18 protein-coding genes and 1 pseudogene are annotated in these 22,098 nt (G+C 61.1%); 11 read left to right on the top strand and 8 right to left on the bottom strand.

The window, feature by feature from the left end; all coding sequences use genetic code 11:
* Positions 1-36: 36 nt before the first annotated feature.
* Together BM321_RS04585 and BM321_RS04590 are read left to right on the top strand one after the other, a co-directional pair.
* Positions 37-1,407, top strand: a complete 1,371-nt coding sequence (locus tag BM321_RS04585; protein WP_092327699.1) for an aminotransferase-like domain-containing protein — start codon at positions 37-39, stop codon at positions 1,405-1,407.
* 183 nt (positions 1,408-1,590) lie between these two features.
* Complete coding sequence (locus tag BM321_RS04590; protein WP_092441677.1) at positions 1,591-2,937, top strand: MFS transporter; 1,347 nt, start codon at positions 1,591-1,593, stop codon at positions 2,935-2,937.
* Between the two features lie 69 nt (positions 2,938-3,006).
* Here the strand turns inward: BM321_RS04590 and BM321_RS04595 are convergent, their stop codons facing one another.
* Complete coding sequence (locus tag BM321_RS04595; RefSeq protein ID WP_256573363.1) at positions 3,007-3,912, bottom strand: LysR family transcriptional regulator; 906 nt, start codon at positions 3,910-3,912, stop codon at positions 3,007-3,009.
* A 93-nt stretch (positions 3,913-4,005) separates the two neighbouring features.
* Between BM321_RS04595 and BM321_RS04600 the strand changes: the two genes are divergently transcribed.
* Together BM321_RS04600 and BM321_RS04605 are read left to right on the top strand one after the other, a co-directional pair.
* Positions 4,006-4,632, top strand: a complete 627-nt coding sequence (locus BM321_RS04600; protein ID WP_218189369.1) for an RraA family protein — start codon at positions 4,006-4,008, stop codon at positions 4,630-4,632.
* Positions 4,633-4,648: 16 nt separating this feature from the next.
* A complete protein-coding gene (locus BM321_RS04605; protein ID WP_158264736.1) occupies positions 4,649-5,518 on the top strand; it encodes an NAD(P)-binding domain-containing protein in 870 nt (289 codons plus the stop codon).
* Positions 5,519-5,579: 61 nt separating this feature from the next.
* On the opposite strand, the gene BM321_RS04610 is transcribed toward BM321_RS04605, so the two are convergent.
* From BM321_RS04610 to BM321_RS04630, 5 genes are all read right to left on the bottom strand, one after another.
* Positions 5,580-7,346 carry a S8/S53 family peptidase gene (locus tag BM321_RS04610; RefSeq protein ID WP_092441680.1) on the bottom strand — a complete coding sequence of 589 codons (1,767 nt, stop codon included), beginning with the start codon at positions 7,344-7,346 and terminating at the stop codon, positions 5,580-5,582.
* A gap of 96 nt (positions 7,347-7,442) precedes the next feature.
* A complete protein-coding gene (locus BM321_RS04615) occupies positions 7,443-7,826 on the bottom strand; it encodes a DUF6630 family protein (RefSeq protein WP_371856608.1) in 384 nt (127 codons plus the stop codon).
* 216 nt (positions 7,827-8,042) lie between these two features.
* A complete protein-coding gene (locus BM321_RS04620) occupies positions 8,043-8,336 on the bottom strand; it encodes a hypothetical protein (protein ID WP_092198000.1) in 294 nt (97 codons plus the stop codon).
* Between the two features lie 164 nt (positions 8,337-8,500).
* Positions 8,501-9,235, bottom strand: coding sequence for an arsenical resistance protein ArsH (gene arsH, locus BM321_RS04625; protein ID WP_092441681.1), 735 nt, complete (start codon positions 9,233-9,235; stop codon positions 8,501-8,503).
* Positions 9,236-9,456: 221 nt separating this feature from the next.
* Entirely contained in the window at positions 9,457-9,618 is a 162-nt protein-coding gene (locus BM321_RS04630; protein ID WP_092441682.1) for a DUF2986 domain-containing protein, read from the bottom strand.
* 91 nt (positions 9,619-9,709) lie between these two features.
* Between BM321_RS04630 and BM321_RS04635 the strand changes: the two are divergent.
* The 6 genes and pseudogenes from BM321_RS04635 to treA form a co-directional block, all read left to right on the top strand.
* Positions 9,710-9,856 (top strand): annotated as a pseudogene (locus tag BM321_RS04635) (LysR family transcriptional regulator); the annotation flags it as partial.
* Positions 9,857-10,164: 308 nt separating this feature from the next.
* Positions 10,165-10,647 carry a formate dehydrogenase subunit gamma gene (locus BM321_RS04640; RefSeq protein WP_092441683.1) on the top strand — a complete coding sequence of 161 codons (483 nt, stop codon included), beginning with the start codon at positions 10,165-10,167 and terminating at the stop codon, positions 10,645-10,647.
* Positions 10,641-12,200 (top strand): formate dehydrogenase beta subunit, encoded by a 1,560-nt coding sequence (locus BM321_RS04645; protein WP_092441684.1) that lies wholly within the window; start codon positions 10,641-10,643, stop codon positions 12,198-12,200. Before BM321_RS04640 ends, BM321_RS04645 begins: the two co-directional genes overlap by 7 nt.
* Positions 12,197-15,073, top strand: coding sequence for a formate dehydrogenase subunit alpha (gene fdhF / locus BM321_RS04650; RefSeq protein ID WP_092441685.1), 2,877 nt, complete (start codon positions 12,197-12,199; stop codon positions 15,071-15,073). Before BM321_RS04645 ends, fdhF begins: the two co-directional genes overlap by 4 nt.
* Positions 15,070-15,291 (top strand): formate dehydrogenase subunit delta, encoded by a 222-nt coding sequence (locus tag BM321_RS04655; protein WP_092327716.1) that lies wholly within the window; start codon positions 15,070-15,072, stop codon positions 15,289-15,291. The genes fdhF and BM321_RS04655 overlap by 4 nt, the downstream gene beginning before the upstream one ends.
* A 338-nt stretch (positions 15,292-15,629) precedes the next feature.
* Positions 15,630-17,225 (top strand): alpha,alpha-trehalase TreA, encoded by a 1,596-nt coding sequence (treA, locus tag BM321_RS04660; protein WP_092441713.1) that lies wholly within the window; start codon positions 15,630-15,632, stop codon positions 17,223-17,225.
* 177 nt (positions 17,226-17,402) lie between these two features.
* Here treA and BM321_RS04665 read toward each other — a convergent pair whose 3' ends face one another.
* Positions 17,403-18,356, bottom strand: coding sequence for a sensor domain-containing diguanylate cyclase (locus BM321_RS04665; RefSeq protein ID WP_092441686.1), 954 nt, complete (start codon positions 18,354-18,356; stop codon positions 17,403-17,405).
* A gap of 3 nt (positions 18,357-18,359) precedes the next feature.
* A complete protein-coding gene (locus BM321_RS04670; RefSeq protein WP_092441687.1) occupies positions 18,360-19,370 on the bottom strand; it encodes a response regulator in 1,011 nt (336 codons plus the stop codon).
* A gap of 353 nt (positions 19,371-19,723) precedes the next feature.
* Between BM321_RS04670 and BM321_RS30655 the strand changes: the two genes are divergently transcribed.
* Complete coding sequence (locus BM321_RS30655; RefSeq protein ID WP_092441688.1) at positions 19,724-22,096, top strand: bifunctional diguanylate cyclase/phosphodiesterase; 2,373 nt, start codon at positions 19,724-19,726, stop codon at positions 22,094-22,096.
* Positions 22,097-22,098 lie beyond the last annotated feature (2 nt).

Consider the following 22,098-nt stretch of genomic DNA (forward strand, 5'->3'; position numbering starts at 1 on the left):
TGTACCCTTGACGCTGGCCCCGGAAGGATTCTCGACATGAGCAGAATGACCCTGGCTCAGCAGCTCACCGCTTCGTTGGCAGCCCGGATCGACGACGGGACTTATCGTGTGGGCGACCGTTTGCCGTCACTTCGTGAATGCATGCGTTTGTTGGGACATTCAAAAAATACGGTCATCACGGCGTATGAAGCGCTGGCGTCTCAAGGCTTGGTTGAAGCCAGGCATGGGCAGGGCTTTTTCGTCAAACAAGGCACCAGCGGTCACTACGAACCTGAGGAACCACCGCCCTATGCCAGGGCGATGGATACCATTTGGCTAATGCGCCAGCAATTCGTCCGCGAGCCTGGGCATTCGCCCCTTGGGGAAGGATTCCCTCCCGTAGAGTGGTTAATGGACATGCGCCTGGACAAGTTCACCCGGCAAATCATGCGGATGGGGGTTACCACGTTGTTCAGGTACGGAAATCGCCTGGGCAATGCCAGCCTGCGCCAGCATCTGGTGCAAAAATTGGCGTCTTACGCCATTAGCGCGAATCCCCGGCAAATCGTCACGACTCACGGTGCGAATCATGGGCTGGACCTGATCATCCGACGCTTCCTTGCGTCCGGGGACACGGTACTTGTCGAGGATCCAGGCTATTACCCCTTGTTCGGCAAGCTGCAATTGCAGGGGGCTCGAATGCTGTCCGTGCCGCGTTTGCCCGACGGTCCGGATCTTGATGCCCTGGAAGCACACCTGCGCCTGCATAAACCGAAACTGTTTTTCCTGCAGTCCGTTGGCCATAACCCGACAGGGTCTGACATTTCGCCGGGTAAGGCGCATCGACTGGTTCAATTGGCGCAGGAGCATGATTTCATTTTGGTGGACGATGACGCGTTGGCTGATTTCAAGCCCGCCGCAGCCATCAGAGTGTCGGCATTGGACCAACTGAAGCGTTCGCTGTACGTGGGGAGCTTTTCGAAATCCGTTTCCGCAGCCCTGCGAGTAGGGTTCATCGCGGGCAGCAAGGAGGTTATCGACGAGTTGGGCGACCTGAAAATGTTGCTGCACACCAGTTCTTCCGAGCTTTGCGAGCGAACGGTCGATGTGGTGTTAATGGAGGGGCATTTCCTGAGGCACTTGATTCGGCTTCAGGAACGGGTCAAATCGGCTACCGCCGCAGGGTTGGAAATGCTGGACGAGATGGGGGCCGAGGTGTTCTGTCGTCCTGAGCAAAGCCTGTATTTATGGGCTAGGTTTCCTCATTTCGACGATGCCAGGGAGTTGACCCGGCTGCTGTTGCCGAAGGGGTTCATGATCGCTCCCGGGCACATTTTTTCGCCTGAGCAATCACGTATCAATCCATGGACGAGACTCAATGTGGCGTATCTGAACGACCCTGTCTTCAAGTCCACGCTGCAACAATGAGAGGTGGATAGCGGGGGGGGGGGGAGGTCTGCTGCGGTTCTGCTCATGCAGGTGGAGGGGGACCCATGGGATGGGATTAATCATTCTTTTTGGGCATGATTAGGGTTTCTTATTTATCGCTTTTTATCCCTTTGTGGAATGTCGACCATGACACCTCCAATAAGCATAAAAAAAGGAGGCCCCATGACTTCAATCGCCACCACTGACGCTGCCGCGCGAGCGGCACGCTCCAAATATCGTTGGGTTGTTCTCTCGGTCATCGTGGTTGTGTACATGCTGGCGGCTGCGGATCGCGCCAATATCGGTATTGCTCTGCCGTACATCCAGAAGGAGTTCGGCGCGAGTAACGCGCAGGCCGGCCTGCTCGTCAGTGCGTTCTTTCTGTTCTACTCCTTGGGGCAGATTCCCGCTGGCTTCCTGCTCAGTAAGGTCGGTGTTCGTTTGGTGGCGCCGGTGTCGATTGCGCTGACTTCGGTTGTCACCCTGCTCATCGGTACCGCCCATAGCTTCGGTTTGTTGAAAGTCTATCGCTCCGCTCTCGGCGTAGCCGAAGCGGCACTGCCTTTATCGATGCTCAGTACGATCAATCGTTGGTTTCCGGCGCGTGAGAAGGGGCTGGCAACGGGGGCGTTCCTGTCGGCTGCGAAAATGGGCGCAGTCCTGGCTCCGCCCATCGGTGCTGCGCTGATCATGCTCGATGGCTGGCGTACGATGTTTTTTGTCTTCGCCATTCCCGGTTTTCTGCTCGCATTGATCTGGTGGTGGTTAGTGCCCAATGATCCTCGCGCCAGTCAACGGGTCAACGAGGCAGAGGCGAGTCATATCGAGGATCAAAGCAGGAGCGACAATGAGCCTGGGCGCACACAGAAGAGCTTTGGAGCGCTGGACACGTTTCTGCGATACAAGCGCACCGCCCCCCTGGCGACCTCGCGCTCAGTGTTTGCATCGTGGAACATCTGGGGATGCGGTCTGGGTTATCTGCTGATGACCGGCGTGGTCAACGTGCTGCTTGCCTGGTTGCCCAAGTACCTGGGTGAAGTGAAGCATTTCGAACTGATGCAGATCGGCTTCGTGGCGTCGTTGCCCTTCGCTGGCGGCGTATTGGGCAACATAGTCGGCGGCTGGCTTTCCGATACGGTTCTGGATCGCCGTAGAAAACCGACCATGATGATCAGCGCCGTAGCCACCTGCCTGATGATGGTCGCATTGGTCTACGCGCCGAATGATCTGCTCTCCGTCAGTCTGCTGCTGTTTGGTACGGGCTTCCTGCTGAACATCGGCTATTCGTCGTTCTCGGTCTATTCGATGGGCCTGACCACGCGGAGCACTTACCCGGTAGCGGCTTCGCTGGTAAACAGCGCCGGACAGGCAGGCGGGGCCATGGCCCCCCTGATCACCGGCATGCTGCTGGACAGCTACAGTTGGACAGCCGTTTTCGTCTTCCTCGGTGTATGTTCCTTGGCGGCGCTGGTTTTCGTGTTGTCCATTTACGAGCCTGCCGGACTCAGCGAGCAGAACACGACGAACTAGGTTAGCGACCCGTTGGCGATCCTGCTGATCTGGCAAACAAGGAGCATTGAAGCCATTCAGCGCTCCTCCTCAGCTTTGCAGTTGGCGGGAGAAGTCGCACAATTCTGTCGCCCGGGATACCACCTCGGTGACGAAGGCCGAGGGCCGGTCATTTCGGTACATGGCCATATAGGGCACAGTCGGCAGCTCAGGGTCTGTCTTGATGATGAGCAACTTCCCTTCGTCGACCAGTGGGCGAAAGCATTCAAGCGGCAGGTAGGTCACGCCTAGCCCGGCGGCAGTCAAGCCAAGCATTGCAGTGAGGCTGTCGGAGGAAAGTGTCTTGGGAAGGTCGATGCCCAGTGCTCCCAGCCACTTGTTCACGAACAGTCCGGAGCCTGAACGCTTTCCCTGCACCAGTACCGGATATTTGGCGAGTTCGGCCAATGCCATGACCCCTGAATCTGCGATCAGACCGGGCGCAGCCATCCAGGCGTTCTCCACGATGGCCAACTGGACCGCCGTCACTTCTGGTGCTGTGAACGTGTCGGGAATGATGATGAGGTCCACCAGATCGTCCATGAGTTTCTCGTGAAGATTGCGGCTCATGTCTACTTCTGGCTCAACCGTCAGCCCTGGAAAATCCTCCACCAGCCGTGCGATCAATCGGGGCAGCCAAGTGAGAGCGGTGAGTTCCGTTACGCCTAGTCTCAGGCGCCGGGTCATCACATGCGTGCCATCTTTCAATGAAGAGATCCGGTCAGCGAGGCTGAGCATTTCCCGGGCAATGACCAGTAGCTCCTCGCCGGTTGCAGTGAGCCGTGCGCCACGCTGCGTGCGATCGAAAAGTTGAAGACCGGTGGTCGATTCCAACTCCTGCACCCGTTTGGAAATGGCGGACTGGGTGGTATGCAGGTGTTCCGCCGCGCGCTCAAAGGTGCCTAGGCGCTCAATCCAGTGAAGCGCGGTGAGTTGCCGAAGCGTGATCACGTTCATTCCTTTAATGCATGTATGGTCATAGAATAATATCGCTTTTTCTATTTGGCAGCCTCTTTATCCTCGCAGCTATCAGACACCCGAGGAGTCCACATGAACGCTATCGCTCCATCGTCCGACATCAGCACCCTGCTGGCGGCCTATACCCGCACGTCCACTTCCATCATCAGCGATTGCCTGGACCGTTTACCCGGCGCGCTGCTTAAGCCATTCCATCGAATAGAGGGCACTATGGCGGGTATCGCGCTGACGGTGAGAGTCCCTTGCGGGGATAACCGTGCGATTCATCAAGCGCTGGAAATCCTCAGTCCCGGCCAGGTATTGGTGGTCGATGGCGGAGGCGATATCAGCCGGGCCTTGATGGGGGACATCATGGCGGCAATCGCCGAAAAGCGCGGTGCGGCCGGTGTCGTAGTGGACGGTGCCATTCGTGATCTGGCGACGATAGGGAAAGGAACATTCCCAATGTTCGCGCGAGCGGGATTCCATCGTGGCCCGTACAAGAACGGCCCTGGTGAAATCAACGTGCCGGTCAGCATCGCAGGCATGCTCGTTTCACCTGGCGATATCGTGGTGGGTGATCACGATGGCATCGTGGCGTTCCCGGCATCGGAAGCAGAAAGCCTGCTGCAACGGTGCTGGGCGACCGAGCAAAAAGAGGCAGAGATGTTGGCACAAATTGCTGCCGGCACTTACAAAGGCGCCTATGCGGCGCACTGAATCGGAAACCTCAACAATGAAAATCGGAATTATCGGAGCTGGCGAAGTCGGCCTCACCTACGCGCGGCCTTGGTCAAGCGCGGGACATGACATCGTTTTGTGTGATTTGAAGCCGTCCCCTCGTGCCCAGGCGTTCGCAACGCAATTGGGGCTGGATATTTCGACGTCCATCCCCGATGCAGTGCCCGAGTGCGATGTGGTGGTGTCGTGCGTCTTCGGAACGGTCTCCCTGTCGGTTGCCGAACAGGCGCTCGGCAGCATGCGCAAGAACGCGCTGTTCGTGGATATGACCACCGCCGATCCAGCCCAGATCAGAATCGCCGCCGCACACGCCTTGGCGTTGGGCATTGCCTATGTTGACGTCGCCATTCTTGGCGCTATTGCCCTGACCCACGAGAAAACCAATCTGCTCGGTGCGGGGGCGGGGCTGGACCGGGCGATTACGCTGTTCGCGTCCGCTGGAGCCCCACTCAAGGCCGTGGAAGACGGTGTCGCGGGTGACGCGGCGGCGCTGAAGATCCTGCGTAGCGTTTTTACCAAAGGGCTGGAAGCCCTGACGATTGAATGCTTCATGGCTGCTGAAAAACAAGGGGTGACTGGCAAGCTGCACGACGCCTTGAGCGACATTGATCAAGCGAGTCTGCCCGACTTTCTCGGTGCCCTGATCCGCACGCACGTTGTCCATGCTCCGCGCCGCCTGAAAGAGGTCGAAGAGGCCGAGCGTCAGTTGCGTGCCGCCAATATGCCTGTAGCGGTGCTTCCCGGTGTGAGAGACCTGTTTCAACGCACCGCCGGGCAGATCGAATCGAGCCCATCCGATGTCGCTGCCCCAACGGTGCAAGAGGCACTGGATTGGCTCTTTAAGGCGAATGGCATCAGCAGGTAACGGCTTGCAACTTTCCTTCGAGCTCGGTGCGATCCATCCACTGGCCCCATGACCCACTGGTTCAGCGCACGCGGTCACGGCTTTGCGCGGCCAGGTCCAGGGCCTTTTGCATGTCCAGCCGCGCCGAGCGGCCGACGTCCTTGTCGTTGAGTTGGTAGCGACGCTCCGACGGCAGGATGGGAGCGGTGAGGTCTTCGGCGTCCATCTGTTCGAAGTCGTGGTTATCGCCGATGGTCATGGCGCTGCGGCGCAGCAGCATGCGCAACTGCTCGGGTTGCAGTTGCGGGTTGATGGACAGCATCGCCGCCAGCAGGCCCGCGACCATGGGCGTGGCGTAGGACGTGCCGCAATGCACCGCGCTGTCCTGGCCGGCGCTGGTCGTCGAGGCGTGGGCGCAAGCGGCGGCGGTGATGTCGACGCGCATGTCGATGTTCGAGGAGCTGCGCTTGACCGCATAGGCCGGGTCGTCGACGGCGACGCCGGTGCGTTCGCTGCGCTGGTGCCCACCGACCACCAGCAATTGCTCGGTGATGAAGGAGGAGGGCAGGCGGTATTCATCACGGCCCGAGAACGAGGAGCCATTGCCGGCGGAGTTCACCACGATCACGTCGGGATGCGCCTTGCGCAGCCAGAGGAAAAACTCTTCCAGCAGTTCTTCGTAGCCGCCCATGGCCAGGCCCGAGCGCAGCAGCGAGTCGACGTCATCGCCTTTGATATCTTTGGCGCCGACGCGGTGAATGCCCCAACTCCAATTGAGCACGCGCACGCCATCTTCCACGAGGTTGACCGAGGCGGCGATGTTGGCGGTGATCCCAGCATCGGAATTACGTTCGACGATGACCTCGAAGCCCCCGCTGGCCTTGTCCAGGCCACGGAGAAAGCCGGTGTTGCCGCTGTCGTCCCAGCGTGCGGCGAGGATGCCGGCGACAGTTGTGCCGTGGTTGTCCGGCCTGTCCGCATCACGGGCGTAGACGCAGGTGCGCGGTGGCGAGCAAGCGCCGAGGTAGTCCGCGAAATCCGTCGTGTCGAAATCCACATCGCGCTCGATCAGGCCGATGCGCACCGGTTGCGGCTGGATGGGCGGCTGTCGCCCGGGGATGCGTCGTTGGTAATAATTCACCGCGTCGAGAAAACGATTCGCAGCCCATTCGTCGGAGTCCAGGGCCGGTTTCTTCGGTTCTTCAGGCTGGGCAGGGGCCTGCTCGGTTTCTTCGGCCGAGGACTCCTCGGTGACCACGGCATCCACGCTGGTCTCGCTGCCCAAACGCAGGACCAAGGCGTCACGCTGCACCAGATCCTTGGCTGGCAGGCGAAGTTGATACAGGTTCAGCGGCGCGATGCTACCGACCACTTTCGCCCCATATTTCTGGGCCAGACGCTCGGCTTCCTGACGACCATCACGGTCTTCTTCGATCAGCACGCTGACCAGGTCGACGTAGGTGGTCAGGCCGTCCATGTTCTTCGCCACTTCGTCCGGTCCGGCGGCCAGCACATGACTGTTGCGCAAGGTCAGCCAGGCGGCATTGCTGGTGCGGGGGCCGTCTTCCAGCCAGAGCGGGCCACTCTGGTAATCGGCGCTGTCCAGGCGCAAGCGCAGGGTTTCCCCGTCACGCTGGACCGTGTCCGCGGGTAGCGCCTTTGCGCCCAACTTGAGTTGTGGCGTCCGGTCGCCCAACCCGCGTGCTGTCAGGCACCAGTCCTGGTGCTGGCTTTCCAGCAGGTCGCCACAGCGTTTCAGGCTTTCCAGGCGCAGTGGTTCCGGCGCAGCGGTTGCCGTGCCGGCAGCCAGGGTGAACAAGGTCGCGAGGGCAGTGGGGCGTATGAGCATGGGCCAGGTTTCTTTGTCGAGGGTCCTGTTGCTCCGACTGTCATGCTGTTCGCTTCGTTCAGCGGAGAACGATGCTCGGCGAATACATCTTCTGGTTCAGAAGCGCTCGAGGTGCGCTTCAAGACCTGCCTGCCGCGCCAGTTCGATCATGGCTTCGACCTGGTCTGCCTCGGCGATGAACCCGATGTATTCGTCGCCACCGGAGTCCAGGTGCAGGTAGCGTTTATCGAACGCCGCCAGCCATTGGTCGAAATTGGCCAGCGTCTCCAACATCGACAGCGTGCCCTCATGGCGGTAAGGGTAAGTTTCTTTCACCCCGCTGGCGTTGACCAGATAAGGCACCAGATATTCGAAACCATCAAAGCCTTTCCAGTCGACGCCTAGCAAAGCCAAGTGTTCGAGTTTCTGGCCCTTGTCTGCATCCAACAGGCCTTCCACCAGGGCCGTGGCCGGCTCCTGGCCCGTAAATGCGCAGCGCACGCCTGACCAACCGGGCGCGTTCGCCCTCTGGCATGCGAGCCAACAGGGCTTGAGCAAAGGCCTTGAGCCCGGAGCGATAGGGGTGCAACTCCCGCATGATCGCCGCGTCGCTGACAGTCGTTTCTTCCGGTGGCGGCAGGCTGAAGCGGCCGCCGAACAAGCGATCAAGAATGCCCATTTCCTTTCCTCAGGTTGTCCATTTTCCCCTGCCAACCGTTATGCGCATCCCACATGAACGCGATACCTGATATCCCGATCAAAATGGTCTTCCGGATTTTCGTAAGCCTCCAGTGTTTCCAAGAACCCCGTCCGCTCAAGACTGGTCAAATCCTCAAGGGTCCAATCGAAGGGGAAGTCGCTGGAAAAGCTTTCGCCCTGATATTCAACCCATTGAAAAACCGGGAAGGGCAGGTAACCGAGCCACTCCGATCGATAGGTGATCTCGTCGGATTCGCTACTCCTCACCACGGCGCGGATCTTGTTCTTGATGGCTGCTTGGCGTTCATCCATGGTGTTTCGATCCCTGACTCGGGGTTGGGCTGGAGGGTTTGGATGTAATAGCGCTCACCCATGCGTTCCTTGCGGTTCAAGGGTGTATTTTGCCTCGAAAACCAAACGCAGCACATCCTGATTCCGAAGCAGCGCAAGTTCTGCGCCCATCTCTGCCGCTGTGCCTAGATAGACCCCTGGTTAACGCGTTTGGAGAGCGCTTCGGCGCTTTCCTTGCGCTCGGAGTAGCGGTCGACCAAATAGGCTTCTCTGCCACGCACCAGCAAGGTGAACTTCATCAGTTCCTCCATGACATCGACAACCCGGTCGTAATAGGACGATGGCTTCATGCGCCCGGCTTCGTCGAACTCAAGGAAGGCTTTGGGGACGGAGGATTGATTGGGGATCGTGACCATGCGCATCCAACGACCCAACACGCGAAGTTGGTTCACCGTATTGAAGGATTGCGAGCCGCCGCACACTTGCATCACCGCCAACGTCTTGCCCTGTGAGGGGCGAACCGCGCCCAGGGCGAGCGGGATCCAGTCGATCTGGGCCTTGAACACCGCCGACATCGAACCATGGCGTTCTGGCGAGCACCATACCTGGCCTTCCGACCACACCACCAAGTTGCGCAGTTCCTGCACCTTGGGGTGATCGACGGGCGCATCGTCCGGCAGCGGCAGCCCGGAGGGATCGAAGATTGCGGTTTCGGCGCCCATGAGCTCCAACAGGCGTGCCGCTTCGCGGGTCAGCAACTGACTGAAGGAGCGTTCGCGGGTTGATCCGTACAGTAGAAGTATGCGCGGCTTGTGCTGTGGTTCTGCGCTCTGCGCGAGCTTTGCCGGCGTAGGTACATCGAAAAGTGACAGGTCCAGGTTTGGAAAGTCATTTGGGGGTTCGCTGGAAAACTCAGTCATTGCACCTCTCCCGTCCGGTCGAAAATCTGATATATGGAAAAATGCATATTCGTATTTCCATATATTTAGCGCAAGACACAATGTGACTGACGGTCCGAAATTTCGCCGAGGGCAGATGACTTCGAGAGGAGGGGCGCCAGCCTGGCAGGACTGAAGCGCAAGCGTGAGATCAGCAGCCAGGCGCGGCGGTTTTGGCGCAGCGCTTCAAGGGGGGGCGTGGATCAGTTTTGCGCAGGTGTGATGGGCGCATCACTGGCTTCAGCCGCCAGTTTCAGTCGGTCGGCTTTGCTGATGTATTGATTCTTGCTTTTGGGTGCCAGCTTGGCACTGGCCTTTTTGGCGTTAGCCTTCAATAACTGGTTTATTTTCTTGCGGCGATTCATGTCGTTCTGCTCAGCGTGTCAATGGCCGGATGGTATCAGCTTTCCGTTTTCTCAGGATTTTTCCTGATCACTGCCATGGGCTTCACGCAGCGCTCGCCAACTTCAAAAGGGGCGGGTGATGCGCGTGCTGGAAGATTGGTGTCCGCCGTTTTCAGGCTACTATTTGTACTATCCCAGCCGGCGGCAACCTTCGCCTGCATTCACGCTGGTTGCCAATGCATTGCGCCAAGCCCATTAAGGCGCAGTGACGGTTCGAATAAGCGGATACGGCGTATGCCTATACTTGTTCAGGCACGCTGATTAACGGCGACGGCTTTCAAGGAGTCGCTTTCAGGACACGTTTCGTCGTCCATGTGCAATCGCCAACCCCCGGGAGTGGCAAGCTGTGAAGATGCCCCGGACCAGGTGCGCCAAAGACACCTGGCCGGAGAGCGAGAATGGCGATCGGATGTGCCACGCTACCGTGACGTGGGCCGGACGCCGCAGCCAAGACTCCGGACGGCTGCCGCCATGCGGCGGTGTCGTTCGAGATGCCGAGGTACGTTTATGCCTGATGAGACGCTTCACCTGCCTTTGATCCATAGCGTGCTTGCGCGCGAAAAGGACACCCCCGGTGCCTTGCTGCCTATTCTCCATGCCATCCAGGCAGGCTGCGGGTATGTCCCCGACAGCGCCGTCCCGGAGATCGCCCACGCCCTGAACCTCAGCCTGGCTGAAGTGCGCGGGGTCATCAGTTTCTACCACGATTTCCGCACCACGCCGCCGGCGCGCCATACGCTTCGCCTGTGCCGGGCCGAGTCCTGCAAGAGCATGGGCGCCGAAGCCCTGGCTGCGCAGTTGCGCGAGCAATTGGCGCTGGACGATCACGGCACCAGCGCCGACGGCAGTATCAGCCTGCGGCCGGTCTATTGCCTGGGGGCCTGCGTCTGCTCGCCGGCCCTGGAGCTGGACGGGGAGCTGCATGCCCGGATCACGCCCGAGCGTCTGCGTCAGTTGGTCAATGATTGCAGGGAGGAGGGCGCATGCTGACGCTCTGTATCCCCCGTGATTCGGTAGCCCGTGCCGTGGGCGCGGACAAGGTGGCCGATGCGCTGGTCCGTGAGGCTGAACGTCGCCAGCTGCCGCTGACGGTGTTGCGCACCAGTTCCCGTGGCCTCTACTGGCTGGAACCGTTGGTGGAGCTGGACAGCGCCGGCATCCGGCTGGGCTTCGGCCCTGTCACGCCGGCCGATGTGCCGGGCCTGCTGGATGCCTTGGCAGGCGATCCTGGTAGCCATCCGCTGGCCCTGGGGCCGGTGGAGGAGATTCCCTATCTCAAGAGCCAGCAGCGCCTGCTGTTCGCGCGGGCCGGCATCACGCAACCGCTGTCTCTGGACGACTACCGTGCCCGGAGCGGCTTCCTGGGCCTGGCCCGGTCCATCCAGATGGACGGCGCGGATGTCGTCGCCAGCGTGCTGGACTCCGGCCTGCGTGGCCGGGGTGGCGCGGCGTTCCCGGCGGGCATCAAGTGGCGCACGGTGCGTGATGCCCAGGGGCCGCAGAAGTACGTGGTCTGCAACGCCGACGAAGGCGACTCCGGCACGTTCGCCGACCGTATGTTGATGGAAGGCGACCCCTTCCTGCTGATCGAAGGCATGATCATCGCCGGCATCGCCGTAGGCGCGACGATGGGCTATATCTACGTGCGCTCGGAGTACCCGGACGCCGTCAGTACCCTGAACGACGCGCTGCACATCGCCCGTGAGGCCGGTTACCTGGGGGCGAACGTCGGCGGCAGTGGTCGCACCTTCGAGCTGGAAGTGCGGGTCGGTGCCGGCGCTTATATCTGCGGCGAGGAAACGGCGCTGCTGGAGTCCCTCGAGGGCAAGCGCGGCACGGTGCGCGCCAAGCCGCCGCTGCCGGCGCTGCAAGGCCTGTTCGGCTTGCCGACGCTGGTGCATAACGTGCTGACCTTGACCTCGGTGCCGATCATCCTGGAAAAGGGCGCGCAGTTCTATCGCGACTTCGGCATGGGCCGCTCCCTGGGCACGATGCCGTTCCAACTGGCCGGCAATGTCCGTCGCGGCGGCCTGGTGGAACGCGCCTTCGGCCTGAGCCTGCGGGAATTGGTGGAAGGTTACGGCGGCGGTACCGCCAGCGGACGCCCGCTCAAGGCCGCGCAAGTGGGCGGGCCGTTGGGTGCCTGGGTGCCGCCTTCGCAGTTCGATACGCCGCTGGACTACGAAGCGTTCGCCGCCATGGGTGCGATGCTCGGCCACGGTGGTGTGGTGGTCGCCGACGACAGCCTGGACATGGCCCAGATGGCCCGGTTCGCCTTGCAGTTCTGCGCCGAGGAATCCTGCGGCAAGTGCACGCCATGCCGGATCGGCTCCACCCGTGGGGTGGAAGTGGTGGATCGCCTGATCGCCAGCACTGAAGCCGGTGCCCGTCAGGAACAGGCCCTGTTGCTGCAGGACCTGTGCGACACCCTGCAATACGGTTCGCTCTGTGCCCTCGGTGGGATGACGTCCTACCCTGTCGCCAGCGCCCTCAAGCATTTCCCCGCCGACTTCGGTCTGGCGACCACGGAGGCCGACCAATGATTACCATCTTCGATCCTCGCACCGACATCGACCTGGGCACCCCGGCGCGTGAAAGCGACGTGCAGGTCAGCCTGACCATCGACGGGCGCGAAATCAGCGTCGCCTCCGGCACGTCGGTCATGCGTGCCGCGGCCTTGCTCGGCACCACCATTCCCAAGCTCTGCGCCACCGATAGCCTTGAAGCCTTCGGCTCCTGCCGCATGTGCCTGGTGGAAATCGACGGCATGCGCGGCTATCCCGCGTCCTGCACCACGCCGGTGACCGAGGGCATGGTGGTGCGCACGCAAACCTCCAAGCTCGCCACGCTGCGCCGCAACGTGATGGAGCTGTACATTTCCGACCACCCGCTGGACTGCCTGACCTGTTCGGCCAATGGCAACTGCGAATTGCAAACCGTGGCGGGGCAGGTGGGCCTGCGCGAAGTGCGCTATGGCTACGAAGGTGCCAACCACCTGGACGAGGCCAAGGACGTTTCCAACCCGTATTTCGACTACGACCCGAGCAAGTGCATCGTCTGCAGCCGCTGCGTGCGTGCCTGTGAGGAAATCCAGGGCACCTTCGCCCTGACCATCAGCGGGCGCGGCTTCGATTCCCGGGTGGAGGCGGCCGGGGGGGACAACTTCCTCGATTCCGAATGCGTGTCCTGCGGCGCCTGTGTGCAGGCGTGCCCGACGGCGACCCTGATCGACAAGAGCGTCGTGGAAATCGGCCAGCCGGAGCGCAGCGTCATCACCACGTGCGCCTACTGCGGCGTGGGCTGCTCGTTCCGCGCCGAGATGAAAGGCGAACAACTGGTGCGCATGGTCCCGGACAAGAACGGCCAGGCCAACCACGGCCATTCCTGCGTCAAGGGCCGCTTCGCCTGGGGCTACGCCACGCACCCGGATCGCATCACCAAGCCGATGATCCGCAAGCACATCAACGACCCGTGGCAGGAAGTCAGCTGGGACGAGGCGGTCACCTACGCCGCCAGCGAACTGCGGCGGATCCAGCTCAAGTACGGGCGCGACTCCATCGGCGGCATCACGTCCAGTCGCTGCACCAACGAAGAAACCTACCTGGTGCAGAAACTGGTGCGCACCGCATTTGGCAACAACAACGTCGACACCTGTGCCCGTGTCTGCCATTCGCCTACCGGTTACGGCCTCAAGCAGACCCTGGGCGAATCCGCCGGGACCCAGAATTTCGACTCGGTGATGAAAGCCGACGTGATTCTGGTGATGGGCGCCAACCCCACCGACGCGCACCCGGTGTTCGGCTCCCAGCTCAAGCGCCGCCTGCGCCAGGGCGCGCGACTGATTGTCATCGACCCACGGCGCATCGACCTGGTGGATTCGCCCCACGCCCGCGCCGAGCTGCATTTGCAACTGAGTCCCGGCACCAACGTGGCGATGCTCAACGCGCTGGCCCATGTCATTGCCACCGAAGGCTTGATTGACCAGCCCTTTGTCGAGGCCCGCTGCGAGGCGTCGGACTTCGCCCGCTGGCGCGATTTTGTCAGCCAGCCGGAAAACTCCCCCGAGGTCCTGGGCCCGGTTTGCGGTGTACCTGCCGAGCAGATCCGCGCCGCGGCACGGCTCTACGCCACCGGCGGTAACGCGGCCATCTACTACGGCCTCGGCGTCACCGAGCACAGCCAAGGCAGCACCTCGGTCATGGGCATCGCCAACCTGGCCATGGCGACCGGCAACATCGGTCGCGAAGGTGTCGGGGTGAACCCGCTGCGTGGGCAGAACAATGTCCAGGGTTCCTGCGACATGGGCTCGTTCCCCCACGAGTTGCCAGGCTATCGGCACATCTCCAACGAAGCGGTCCGTGCCGAGTTCGAGCAGGCCTGGAACGTTACCTTGCAACCTGACCCGGGCCTGCGTATCCCGAACATGTTCGAAGCGGCCCTGGACGGCACCTTCAAGGCGCTTTATTGCCAAGGTGAAGACATCGCCCAGAGCGACCCCAACACCCAGCATGTGACGGCCGCGCTGTCCGCGCTGGAATGCGTGATCGTCCAGGACATCTTCCTCAACGAGACGGCCAAGTTCGCCCACGTGTTCCTGCCTGGCAGCTCGTTCCTGGAGAAGGACGGCACCTTTACCAACGCCGAACGCCGCATCTCCCGTGTTCGCAAGGTGATGGACCCATTGGCCGGCAAGGCCGATTGGGAAGCCACCATCGCCCTGGCCGATGCCCTGGGCTACAAGATGCACTACAACCACCCTTCGGAAATCATGGATGAAATCGCCCGCCTGACGCCGACCTTCACCCGCGTCAGCTACGCCGAACTGGAGCGCCACGGCAGCCTGCAATGGCCTTGCAACGATGCCGCGCCGGACGGCACGCCGACCATGCACATCGAGCAGTTCGTGCGCGGCAAGGGCCGCTTCATGCTCACTGGTTACGTGCCCACCGAAGAGAAAGTCAACAACCGCTACCCGCTGCTGCTGACCACCGGCCGCATCCTCAGCCAGTACAACGTCGGCGCCCAGACCCGGCGCACCGAAAACGTCGCGTGGCACGAAGAGGATCGTTTGGAAATCCATCCGACCGATGCCGAGAACCGCGGGATCGTCGACGAAGATTGGGTCGGTATCGGCAGCCGTGCCGGGCAGACGGTACTGCGCGCCAGGGTGACCGAGCGGGTGGCGCCGGGTGTGGTCTACACCACGTTCCACTTCCCCGAATCGGGCGCCAACGTGATCACCACCGACAACTCCGACTGGGCCACCAACTGCCCGGAATACAAGGTGACAGCGGTGGAGGTCGTGCGGGTCAGCCAGCCTTCGGAATGGCAGAAGCGTTACCAGGCCTTCAGTGATGAACAAGGCCGCCTGCTGAGGGAGCGTCGCCATGCCGAAAAAGCCGAGGTGCGTCGATGAGTTCTGACAGCTTGATCAAGATGGCCAACCAGATCGGTCAGTATTTCGCCAGCGAGCCGGACCATGCCGTGGCGGTGCGTGGTGTGTACCAGCACATCAAGAACTTCTGGACGCCAACCATGTGTCGCGACTTGATGGCCTGGCAAACGAAACATCCTGATGCTGTCCTGCACCCGTTGGTGTTGGCGGCATTGATGGAGTTTGAAAAAGCGGCCTAGGAAAGTAATGCCTGTCAGTCAAGCCTCAAACCTGTGGGAGCAAAGCTTGCTCGCGATGGCGGCAGACCCGTCAATGGCGTTGTCGACTGGCTAACCCAATCGCGAGCAAGCTCGCTCCCACAGGAGGCTTGTGGCTGGCCGCAAAATCGAGGTGCACCACCGATCAAATTGTGGGAGCGAGCTTGCTCGCGATGGCATTTGATCAGTCAATCAAAAGCCCAGGACCGCCAGGTCTGGTCGCCCGTGGGCGTCGCCCGACACTGCATCGTTGACTGAACCCATGTCCATCCCGGCAGGTCACTCGTTCGTCAGGAACGAAAAACAGGATGGACCCTTTGATGCGACCGATCGACCTCACCAGCCTTTCCTTTGCCGCGCTGCTGTGCGTGGCCTGTTCGAGCCAACCGCCTGCCACATGGAGCTACGTCGACGCCCAGGGACGGGCCAATCTTCCCCCCGACCAGGCCTACCCCGAGCTTTTTGAAGCGGTGCAGCGTGGGCAGGTGTTCAGCGACCAGAAGCATTTCGTGGACGCACTGCCCAACCGTGATCCGGCGCAGATCCGCGCCGACTACCTGGCCCGACGTGGCCGCGACGGCTTCGATATCAAGGCTTTCGTGAAAGACAACTTCATTGAATCTGGCCAAGCCGAAAGCCCGGCGCCCAAGCCCGGCGCTCCGATCCAGGAACACATCGACAGCCTCTGGCCGATCCTGAGCCGATCCTACAGCCAGGTGCCGGCCTACAGCAGTTTGTTGCCCTTGCCGCAGCCCTATGTAGTACCTGGCGGACGCTTTCGCGAGATGTATTACTGGGATTCGTATTTCACCATGCTGGGTCTCGAGCAGAGTGGCAATAAGGCCCAGGTCCGCCAGATGACCGATAACTTTGCCTACATGATCGACACCTACGGCCACATTCCCAACGGTAATCGCACCTACTACCTGAGCCGGTCGCAGCCGCCATTCTTCGCCTACATGGTGGAATTGCAGGCGCGTATCGAAGGTGACCAGGCCTATGGGCGATACCTGCCACAGTTGCAGAAGGAGTATGCCTATTGGATGGCGGGTGCCCAGGCGCTCAAGCCCGATGCTGCGGATCGGCACGTGGTCAAACTCGCCGATGGCAGTGTGCTCAACCGCTATTGGGATGCCAGCCCGACGCCTCGACAGGAATCCTGGTTGCAAGATGTCCGTACCGCCGAGCAGGCGCCGGACCGGCCCAAGGAGGAAGTCTGGCGTGACCTGCGCGCTGGCGCCGAAAGTGGCTGGGACTTCAGTTCGCGCTGGTTGGACGATGGCCAGAACCTGGCGAGTATTCGCACCACGGCCATTGTGCCCGTGGACCTCAATAGCCTGATCTATCATCTGGAACGGACCATCGCCAAAGCCTGCGAGACGGTGCAGAACACCCCGTGCGTCCAGGCTTACGGCCGGCGCGCCGAATTGCGCCAGCGGGCCATCGAGCAGCACTTGTGGAATGCCGACAAAGGTTTCTACGTGGACTACGACTGGCAACGCCAGCAACAACGCCAGCCGCTCACGGCCGCGACGCTTTTCCCGTTGTACACGGGCCTGGCCAGCGCCGAACATGCCAATCGCACCGCCGATGCGGTCCGTGATGGTCTGTTGCGTGCCGCCGGTATCGCCACCACCCAGGTCAACACTGGCCAGCAGTGGGACGAACCCAATGGCTGGGCACCGCTGCAATGGGTCGCGGTGGAAGGACTGGACCGCTACGGGCACACCGCGCTGGCGCAACAGATAGGCAACCGCTTCTTGCAGCAAGTCGAGAACCTCTACCGCAAGGAAAACAGGTTGGTGGAGAAATACGACCTGTCCGGACGGGGCGACGGCGGAGGAGGTGGCGAATATGAATTGCAGGACGGCTTCGGCTGGACGAATGGGGTGACGCTCAAGTTGCTGGGTAAATAGGGTAAAGCTGGCAAGTAGATGCCAATGAACCCATGTGGGAGCGAGCTTGCTCGCGATGACGGCGTGCCAGCCACCCTCAATGCTGCTGAACCACCGCTATCGCGAGCGAGCTCGCTCCCACAAGGGAGGTGTGGGGGGCATCAATTCTCACCGTCATCCTGGAAAAAAGTGGGCACGTTAATCGTGTACTGTCACCCGATTGCGCCCGGTCTTCTTCGAGGTATACAGCGCCTGGTCGGCCCTGGCGATCAGCTCGGCGTGGTCGTTCGAGGGCTGGCTCAGGTCCGCCACTCCCAGGCTGACGGTGAAGCGGATAGTCTGGCCGTTGAACTGCACTTCCAGCGCTTCGATAGCCTTGCGCAGGCGCTCGGCGAAAATTTGTGCGCCGGCCTTGTCGGTGTCCGAGAGCACCACGCCGAACTCTTCACCGCCATAACGCCCGGCCACGTCGGACTCGCGCACGTGCTCGTGCAGCAGCCTGGCGACGTGCTCGATGACCTTGTCGCCAGCCTGGTGACCGTAGGTGTCGTTGACCCGCTTGAAGTGATCGATATCGAGCATGACCAGGCTCAACGCATGGCCGTAGCGCTGGTGTCGGGCGTAGGCGGCTTTCAGGTTGCTCTCCCAATGACCACGGTTGTACAGCCCCGTCAGCCGATCGGTGCTGGAGAGTCGTTGCAGCTGTGCGTTGGCGGCCTGGAGCTGATGCCGGTTGGTGGCGACATCGGTGACGTCATAGATCACCAGGCAGATATGCTTGATGGTGTTGTCGGGCGAGCGCAGCGGCAACAGCGTGGTGTTCTGGTACATGAACGCTTCCTGGCCGGTGATCGGCTGGTAACTCTTGAAATGCATCAAGTACGGCCGCTGCTCCCAGACGGTGAACGCTGGCGTGCCCAGGGTCGCGACGCTTTCTACCTTGCGGCTGAACCATTGGCGATCGATTTCAGGGAACAGGCTGAAAAAATCCTGGTTGTGCGCGTCCTTGGGTTGCACCCCGGAGCGGTTCTCCATGAAGGTGTTCCAGACTTGCACGCGGTACTCGCGGTCGAGCACCACCACGCCGACGTCGATGCTCTGAACGATGGCCAGCAACCAGTGGAATTCGTTCAGATCGATGGATTCGCTCATGGCTCAGTTCATCAGGTAGGCGAGTTTGTGGGTCAACCGTTCGATGGAGTCCTCTGTGAACAACAGCAACAGGTCGAAACGAATATCGTGCCCTTCAAGGCTGTAGCTGATTTCCACCGCCAGGGTCTTTTTCCAGTGTTTGCTGTTGTCCCGGATCAGTTCCTCGATGGCCGCGTGCTGGCCGAGAATCTGCGGGTGGCCTTGGGAAAACACCACGTCGATCTGTTCGGCAATGCTGCTCAGGCAGGCGCCGATCAGGACGCTGGAAAGGTCCAGCAACATTTCCAGGTCCGAATAGTCGGCGCTCTGGCGCTGCATCAATTGCGCAATGTCGGCGACTTCCGAGTCATGGAAGATCAACAGGGCTTCGCCAGCGATGCCACTGCCGATAAACCCCTGGCAAATCGCGGTGAGTTGCTGGGAGCTGCCGACGTCGGTCAAGGCCATGTGCAACTCCCCGACCTCGAGGAGGTTCACGTTCGGCACCGGCAATTGCACGAAGACCCCCAGCACCTTGGCGATCAGGGCCGCCGCCCGGCCAATGGCCACGTTGACCGTCTCGCGGAACGCATCGTGGAAACTGATGGCCGTGTTCGTGGCCGAACGATTCTGCAACGGCACCTGGTTGCCCTGGGCCAGTAGCCCCAGCCGCGCCAGCGTCTGGCGCAAGTCGTTTTCATCGAACGGTTTTTTCAGGAACGCCAGCGCGCCCAGTTCATGCACGCGGCGCACCGCCTCATCCTGGACGTCACCGGAAATCACGATGACCTGCGCTTTCAAGCCTTCGTCACGCAAGGCGCTCAACACCTGGTAGCCATCCATTTCCGGCATGGTCAGGTCGAGCAACACCACATGGCCCAGGCCCTGGCGTATGGCATCCATGGCCTGGCGCCCATTGCTCGCCTCGGTGACCGAAACCGGCCAGTCTGTCGGCAGTGCACGCAACACCTGCTTGCGCGCCATATTGGAGTCGTCACACACCACCAGGGGAATCAACGACACAGGAATGACCATGGGCGATCATTGGCAGGGAAGGAGGGGCTGCTGACATCATTCATAGGCTTGCAAAGACCCTTTGATTAACGAACCGGGTTTATCAAGCTTAGCGTCCTGCACGAAAACTGCGGACACGGTTGCATTAGAAACTGGACCAATAAGTCAAGGGCGTCAACTGCACTTCGTCATTCATACCCCACGCAAAGCCGCGGTCGGCGTGCGATTGGCCGTGGCGGGAACGGTTTGTGGTCTATAGTTTTCAGCAGGTCCGGAATCTTTCCGTGCCGGCGATCAGGGACTGCGGACGCCTCGCGCCGTGGCTGCATCGGATACCGCAGGCTGTCAGCAGTGAACAAGGCAGGGAGCACACCATGGCGCTCCAACGGGCGAGTGTAATGACGTCGGCCCCGGATATCGTCCATCATGAAAACCCCCTGGCCGATGGGACGAGCCATTGGTTCAGGCGCGGTTTCGGCCAGGCCAGGGAAGCCTACATCCTGTTCCCGCTGCTGGCTGTTCTGCTGTTGGTGGTGATCTGGTCGGGCACCCTGTACCTGATCAAGGTCGAACAGGCCCGCGCGCAGCAGGCGATCGCCGAGGCGAGCCTGGAAGTCGGCGCTACCTATGAAGCGCAGATCCTGCGGGCTGTGCGTGAAATCGATCAGACCCTCAAGCTGGTCAAATACACTTACGAGTCCGAGCGGCAGCCCAATCCGCTGCCCAAGCTCAAGGCTCGCGCCTTGTTGCCTTCTCCCTACTTGTTCGACGTCAGTGTGGTCGACGCCAGCGGCCGGGTCGTCGCCAGTACCCAGCCGAGCGAAGCCGGAAGCCGAATGGCCAAGGATGAGCTGCAAACGCTGGGCCCGGACACGGCGCTGTCGATCAGCCGCCCGTGGAAAAGCCCGGTGACCGGGGAGTGGAAATTGCGTTTCAGCCGACGGCTCGATGGTGGGGAGGGCGCGTTCGCCGGGATCGCCATGGTCGAGGTCGATGCGGCCTATTTCGTCAGCAGTTATGACGCCTCGAAACTCGGCAACCACGGTTTGCTCGGCCTGTTAGGAACTGACGGTGTCTTTCGAGCACGGCGCAGTGGGGAGGAGGTATCGGCCGGCGACTCGATCGATTACGCAACCGTGGTACCGGACACTGAAAACACCGAAGCCGTACGCACAACCAATGCAGGGGACGGTGTGTGGCGCTACACCAGTGCCCGCCAGCTCTACGACTTTCCACTGGCGGTGATCGTCGGGTTGTCCGAGGAAGAACAACTGGCCACAGTGAACCAGCAAGCGCGTATCTATCTGTGGCGCGCCGCGGGCGGCAGCCTGATGCTGGTGTTGCTGGCGGGGCTGCTCGCCCGGATGAGCTGGCAACTGGTGCAAAGCCGCTTGCGCGCCGGCGAAGCCAAGATCGCCTACGCGGAAAGTGTCGAGTACCTGGCCTATCACGATGGCCTTACGGCCTTGCCCAATCGCAGTCTGTTCAGCAAGCTGTTGAGCCAGAGCATCCGCGAGGCCAGCCGTTATGATCGGCAACTGGCGGTGCTGTTTCTTGACCTCGACCGCTTCAAGCAAGTCAACGATACGCTGGGGCACGATGCCGGCGATCAACTGCTCAAGGAGGTCGCGCTGCGCCTCGAGGCATGTCTGCGCGGCAGCGATACGGTGGCCCGATTGGGCGGCGACGAATTCGTGATCTTGCTGCCGGAGCTGTCTCAGGACAACGATGTGGCGACTACCGCCCAAAAAATCCTGACCGCCATTGCCCGGCCCTTCAACCTCCAGGGCCAGGAGTTCCGTGTGACCGCCAGCGTTGGTATCAGTGTGTTCCCACAGGATGGCCTGGATGAGCAGACACTCAAGAAAAACGCCGATATCGCGATGTACCAGGCCAAGCAATGCGGCAAGAACAACTTCCAGTTTTACTCCGCGAAGCTGAACGCGGACTCACTGGAAAGGCTGACGCTGGAGCTGAGCTTGCGCCACGCGCTGGAGCGCCAGGAGTTCCAACTGTATTACCAGGCCAAGCGGGACATTCCCAGTGGCCAGATCTCCGGTATGGAAGCGCTCCTGCGTTGGAATCATCCCGACCTGGGGATCGTGGCGCCCATGCAATTCATCCCGGTCGCGGAAGAGACCGGTTTGATCGTGCCGATCGGCAAGTGGGTGCTCAAGACTGCCTGCCGGCAGAACGTCGCCTGGCAACGACAAGGGCTGCCACACCTGGGGGTCGCCGTGAACCTCACGGCACGGCAGTTTGCCGATGAGAACCTGCTGACGGACCTGGCCGAGATACTGGCCGAAACCGGTATGGACGCGCGCCTGTTGGAGCTGGAGATCGCCGAGAACCTGCTCATGCAGGACGTCAAGAGGGCGTTGGGTGTGTTGACCGGGCTCAAGCGCCTGCAGGTGCGAATCGCCATCGATGATTTCGGGATCGGTTATTCGTCGCTCTCGGCGCTCGAGCAGTTTCCGCTGGATGTCATCAAGATCGACCGCTCGTGTGTCTGCGATATCAGCAGCGTGTCAGAAGACAAGGCCCTGACCGAGGCCATCATCGCGATGGGCCGCACCCTCAGCCCGACCGTGGTGGCCCAAGGCGTGGAAACCAAGGAGCAGGCCGATTTCCTGCGGGACAACGCCTGCGATGAGTTCCAGGGTTTTTACTTCAACAAACCGGTGCCCGCCGATCAGTTCAAGCTGTTGCTGCAAGCCCAGGCGGCTGACACGGGGCTCGGTACGTAGAG

The sequence above is a fragment of the Pseudomonas sp. NFIX10 genome (assembly GCF_900111955.1).
Classification (GTDB): Bacteria; Pseudomonadota; Gammaproteobacteria; order Pseudomonadales; family Pseudomonadaceae; genus Aquipseudomonas; species Aquipseudomonas fluorescens_AA.

Excerpts from the sequence above, each read along its gene's own strand:
- BM321_RS04585 (WP_092327699.1), top strand. The coding sequence starts at position 37 with ATGAGCAGAATGACCCTGGCTCAGCAGCTCACCGCTTCGTTGGCAGCC.
- BM321_RS04590 (WP_092441677.1), top strand. The coding sequence starts at position 1,591 with ATGACTTCAATCGCCACCACTGACGCTGCCGCGCGAGCGGCACGCTCC.
- BM321_RS04595 (WP_256573363.1), bottom strand. The coding sequence starts at position 3,912 with ATGAACGTGATCACGCTTCGGCAACTCACCGCGCTTCACTGGATTGAG.
- BM321_RS04600 (WP_218189369.1), top strand. The coding sequence starts at position 4,006 with ATGAACGCTATCGCTCCATCGTCCGACATCAGCACCCTGCTGGCGGCC.
- BM321_RS04605 (WP_158264736.1), top strand. The coding sequence starts at position 4,649 with ATGAAAATCGGAATTATCGGAGCTGGCGAAGTCGGCCTCACCTACGCG.
- BM321_RS04610 (WP_092441680.1), bottom strand. The coding sequence starts at position 7,346 with ATGCTCATACGCCCCACTGCCCTCGCGACCTTGTTCACCCTGGCTGCC.
- BM321_RS04620 (WP_092198000.1), bottom strand. The coding sequence starts at position 8,336 with ATGGATGAACGCCAAGCAGCCATCAAGAACAAGATCCGCGCCGTGGTG.
- arsH (WP_092441681.1), bottom strand. The coding sequence starts at position 9,235 with ATGACTGAGTTTTCCAGCGAACCCCCAAATGACTTTCCAAACCTGGAC.
- BM321_RS04630 (WP_092441682.1), bottom strand. The coding sequence starts at position 9,618 with ATGAATCGCCGCAAGAAAATAAACCAGTTATTGAAGGCTAACGCCAAA.
- BM321_RS04640 (WP_092441683.1), top strand. The coding sequence starts at position 10,165 with ATGCCTGATGAGACGCTTCACCTGCCTTTGATCCATAGCGTGCTTGCG.
- BM321_RS04645 (WP_092441684.1), top strand. The coding sequence starts at position 10,641 with ATGCTGACGCTCTGTATCCCCCGTGATTCGGTAGCCCGTGCCGTGGGC.
- fdhF (WP_092441685.1), top strand. The coding sequence starts at position 12,197 with ATGATTACCATCTTCGATCCTCGCACCGACATCGACCTGGGCACCCCG.
- BM321_RS04655 (WP_092327716.1), top strand. The coding sequence starts at position 15,070 with ATGAGTTCTGACAGCTTGATCAAGATGGCCAACCAGATCGGTCAGTAT.
- treA (WP_092441713.1), top strand. The coding sequence starts at position 15,630 with ATGCGACCGATCGACCTCACCAGCCTTTCCTTTGCCGCGCTGCTGTGC.
- BM321_RS04665 (WP_092441686.1), bottom strand. The coding sequence starts at position 18,356 with ATGAGCGAATCCATCGATCTGAACGAATTCCACTGGTTGCTGGCCATC.
- BM321_RS04670 (WP_092441687.1), bottom strand. The coding sequence starts at position 19,370 with ATGGTCATTCCTGTGTCGTTGATTCCCCTGGTGGTGTGTGACGACTCC.
- BM321_RS30655 (WP_092441688.1), top strand. The coding sequence starts at position 19,724 with ATGGCGCTCCAACGGGCGAGTGTAATGACGTCGGCCCCGGATATCGTC.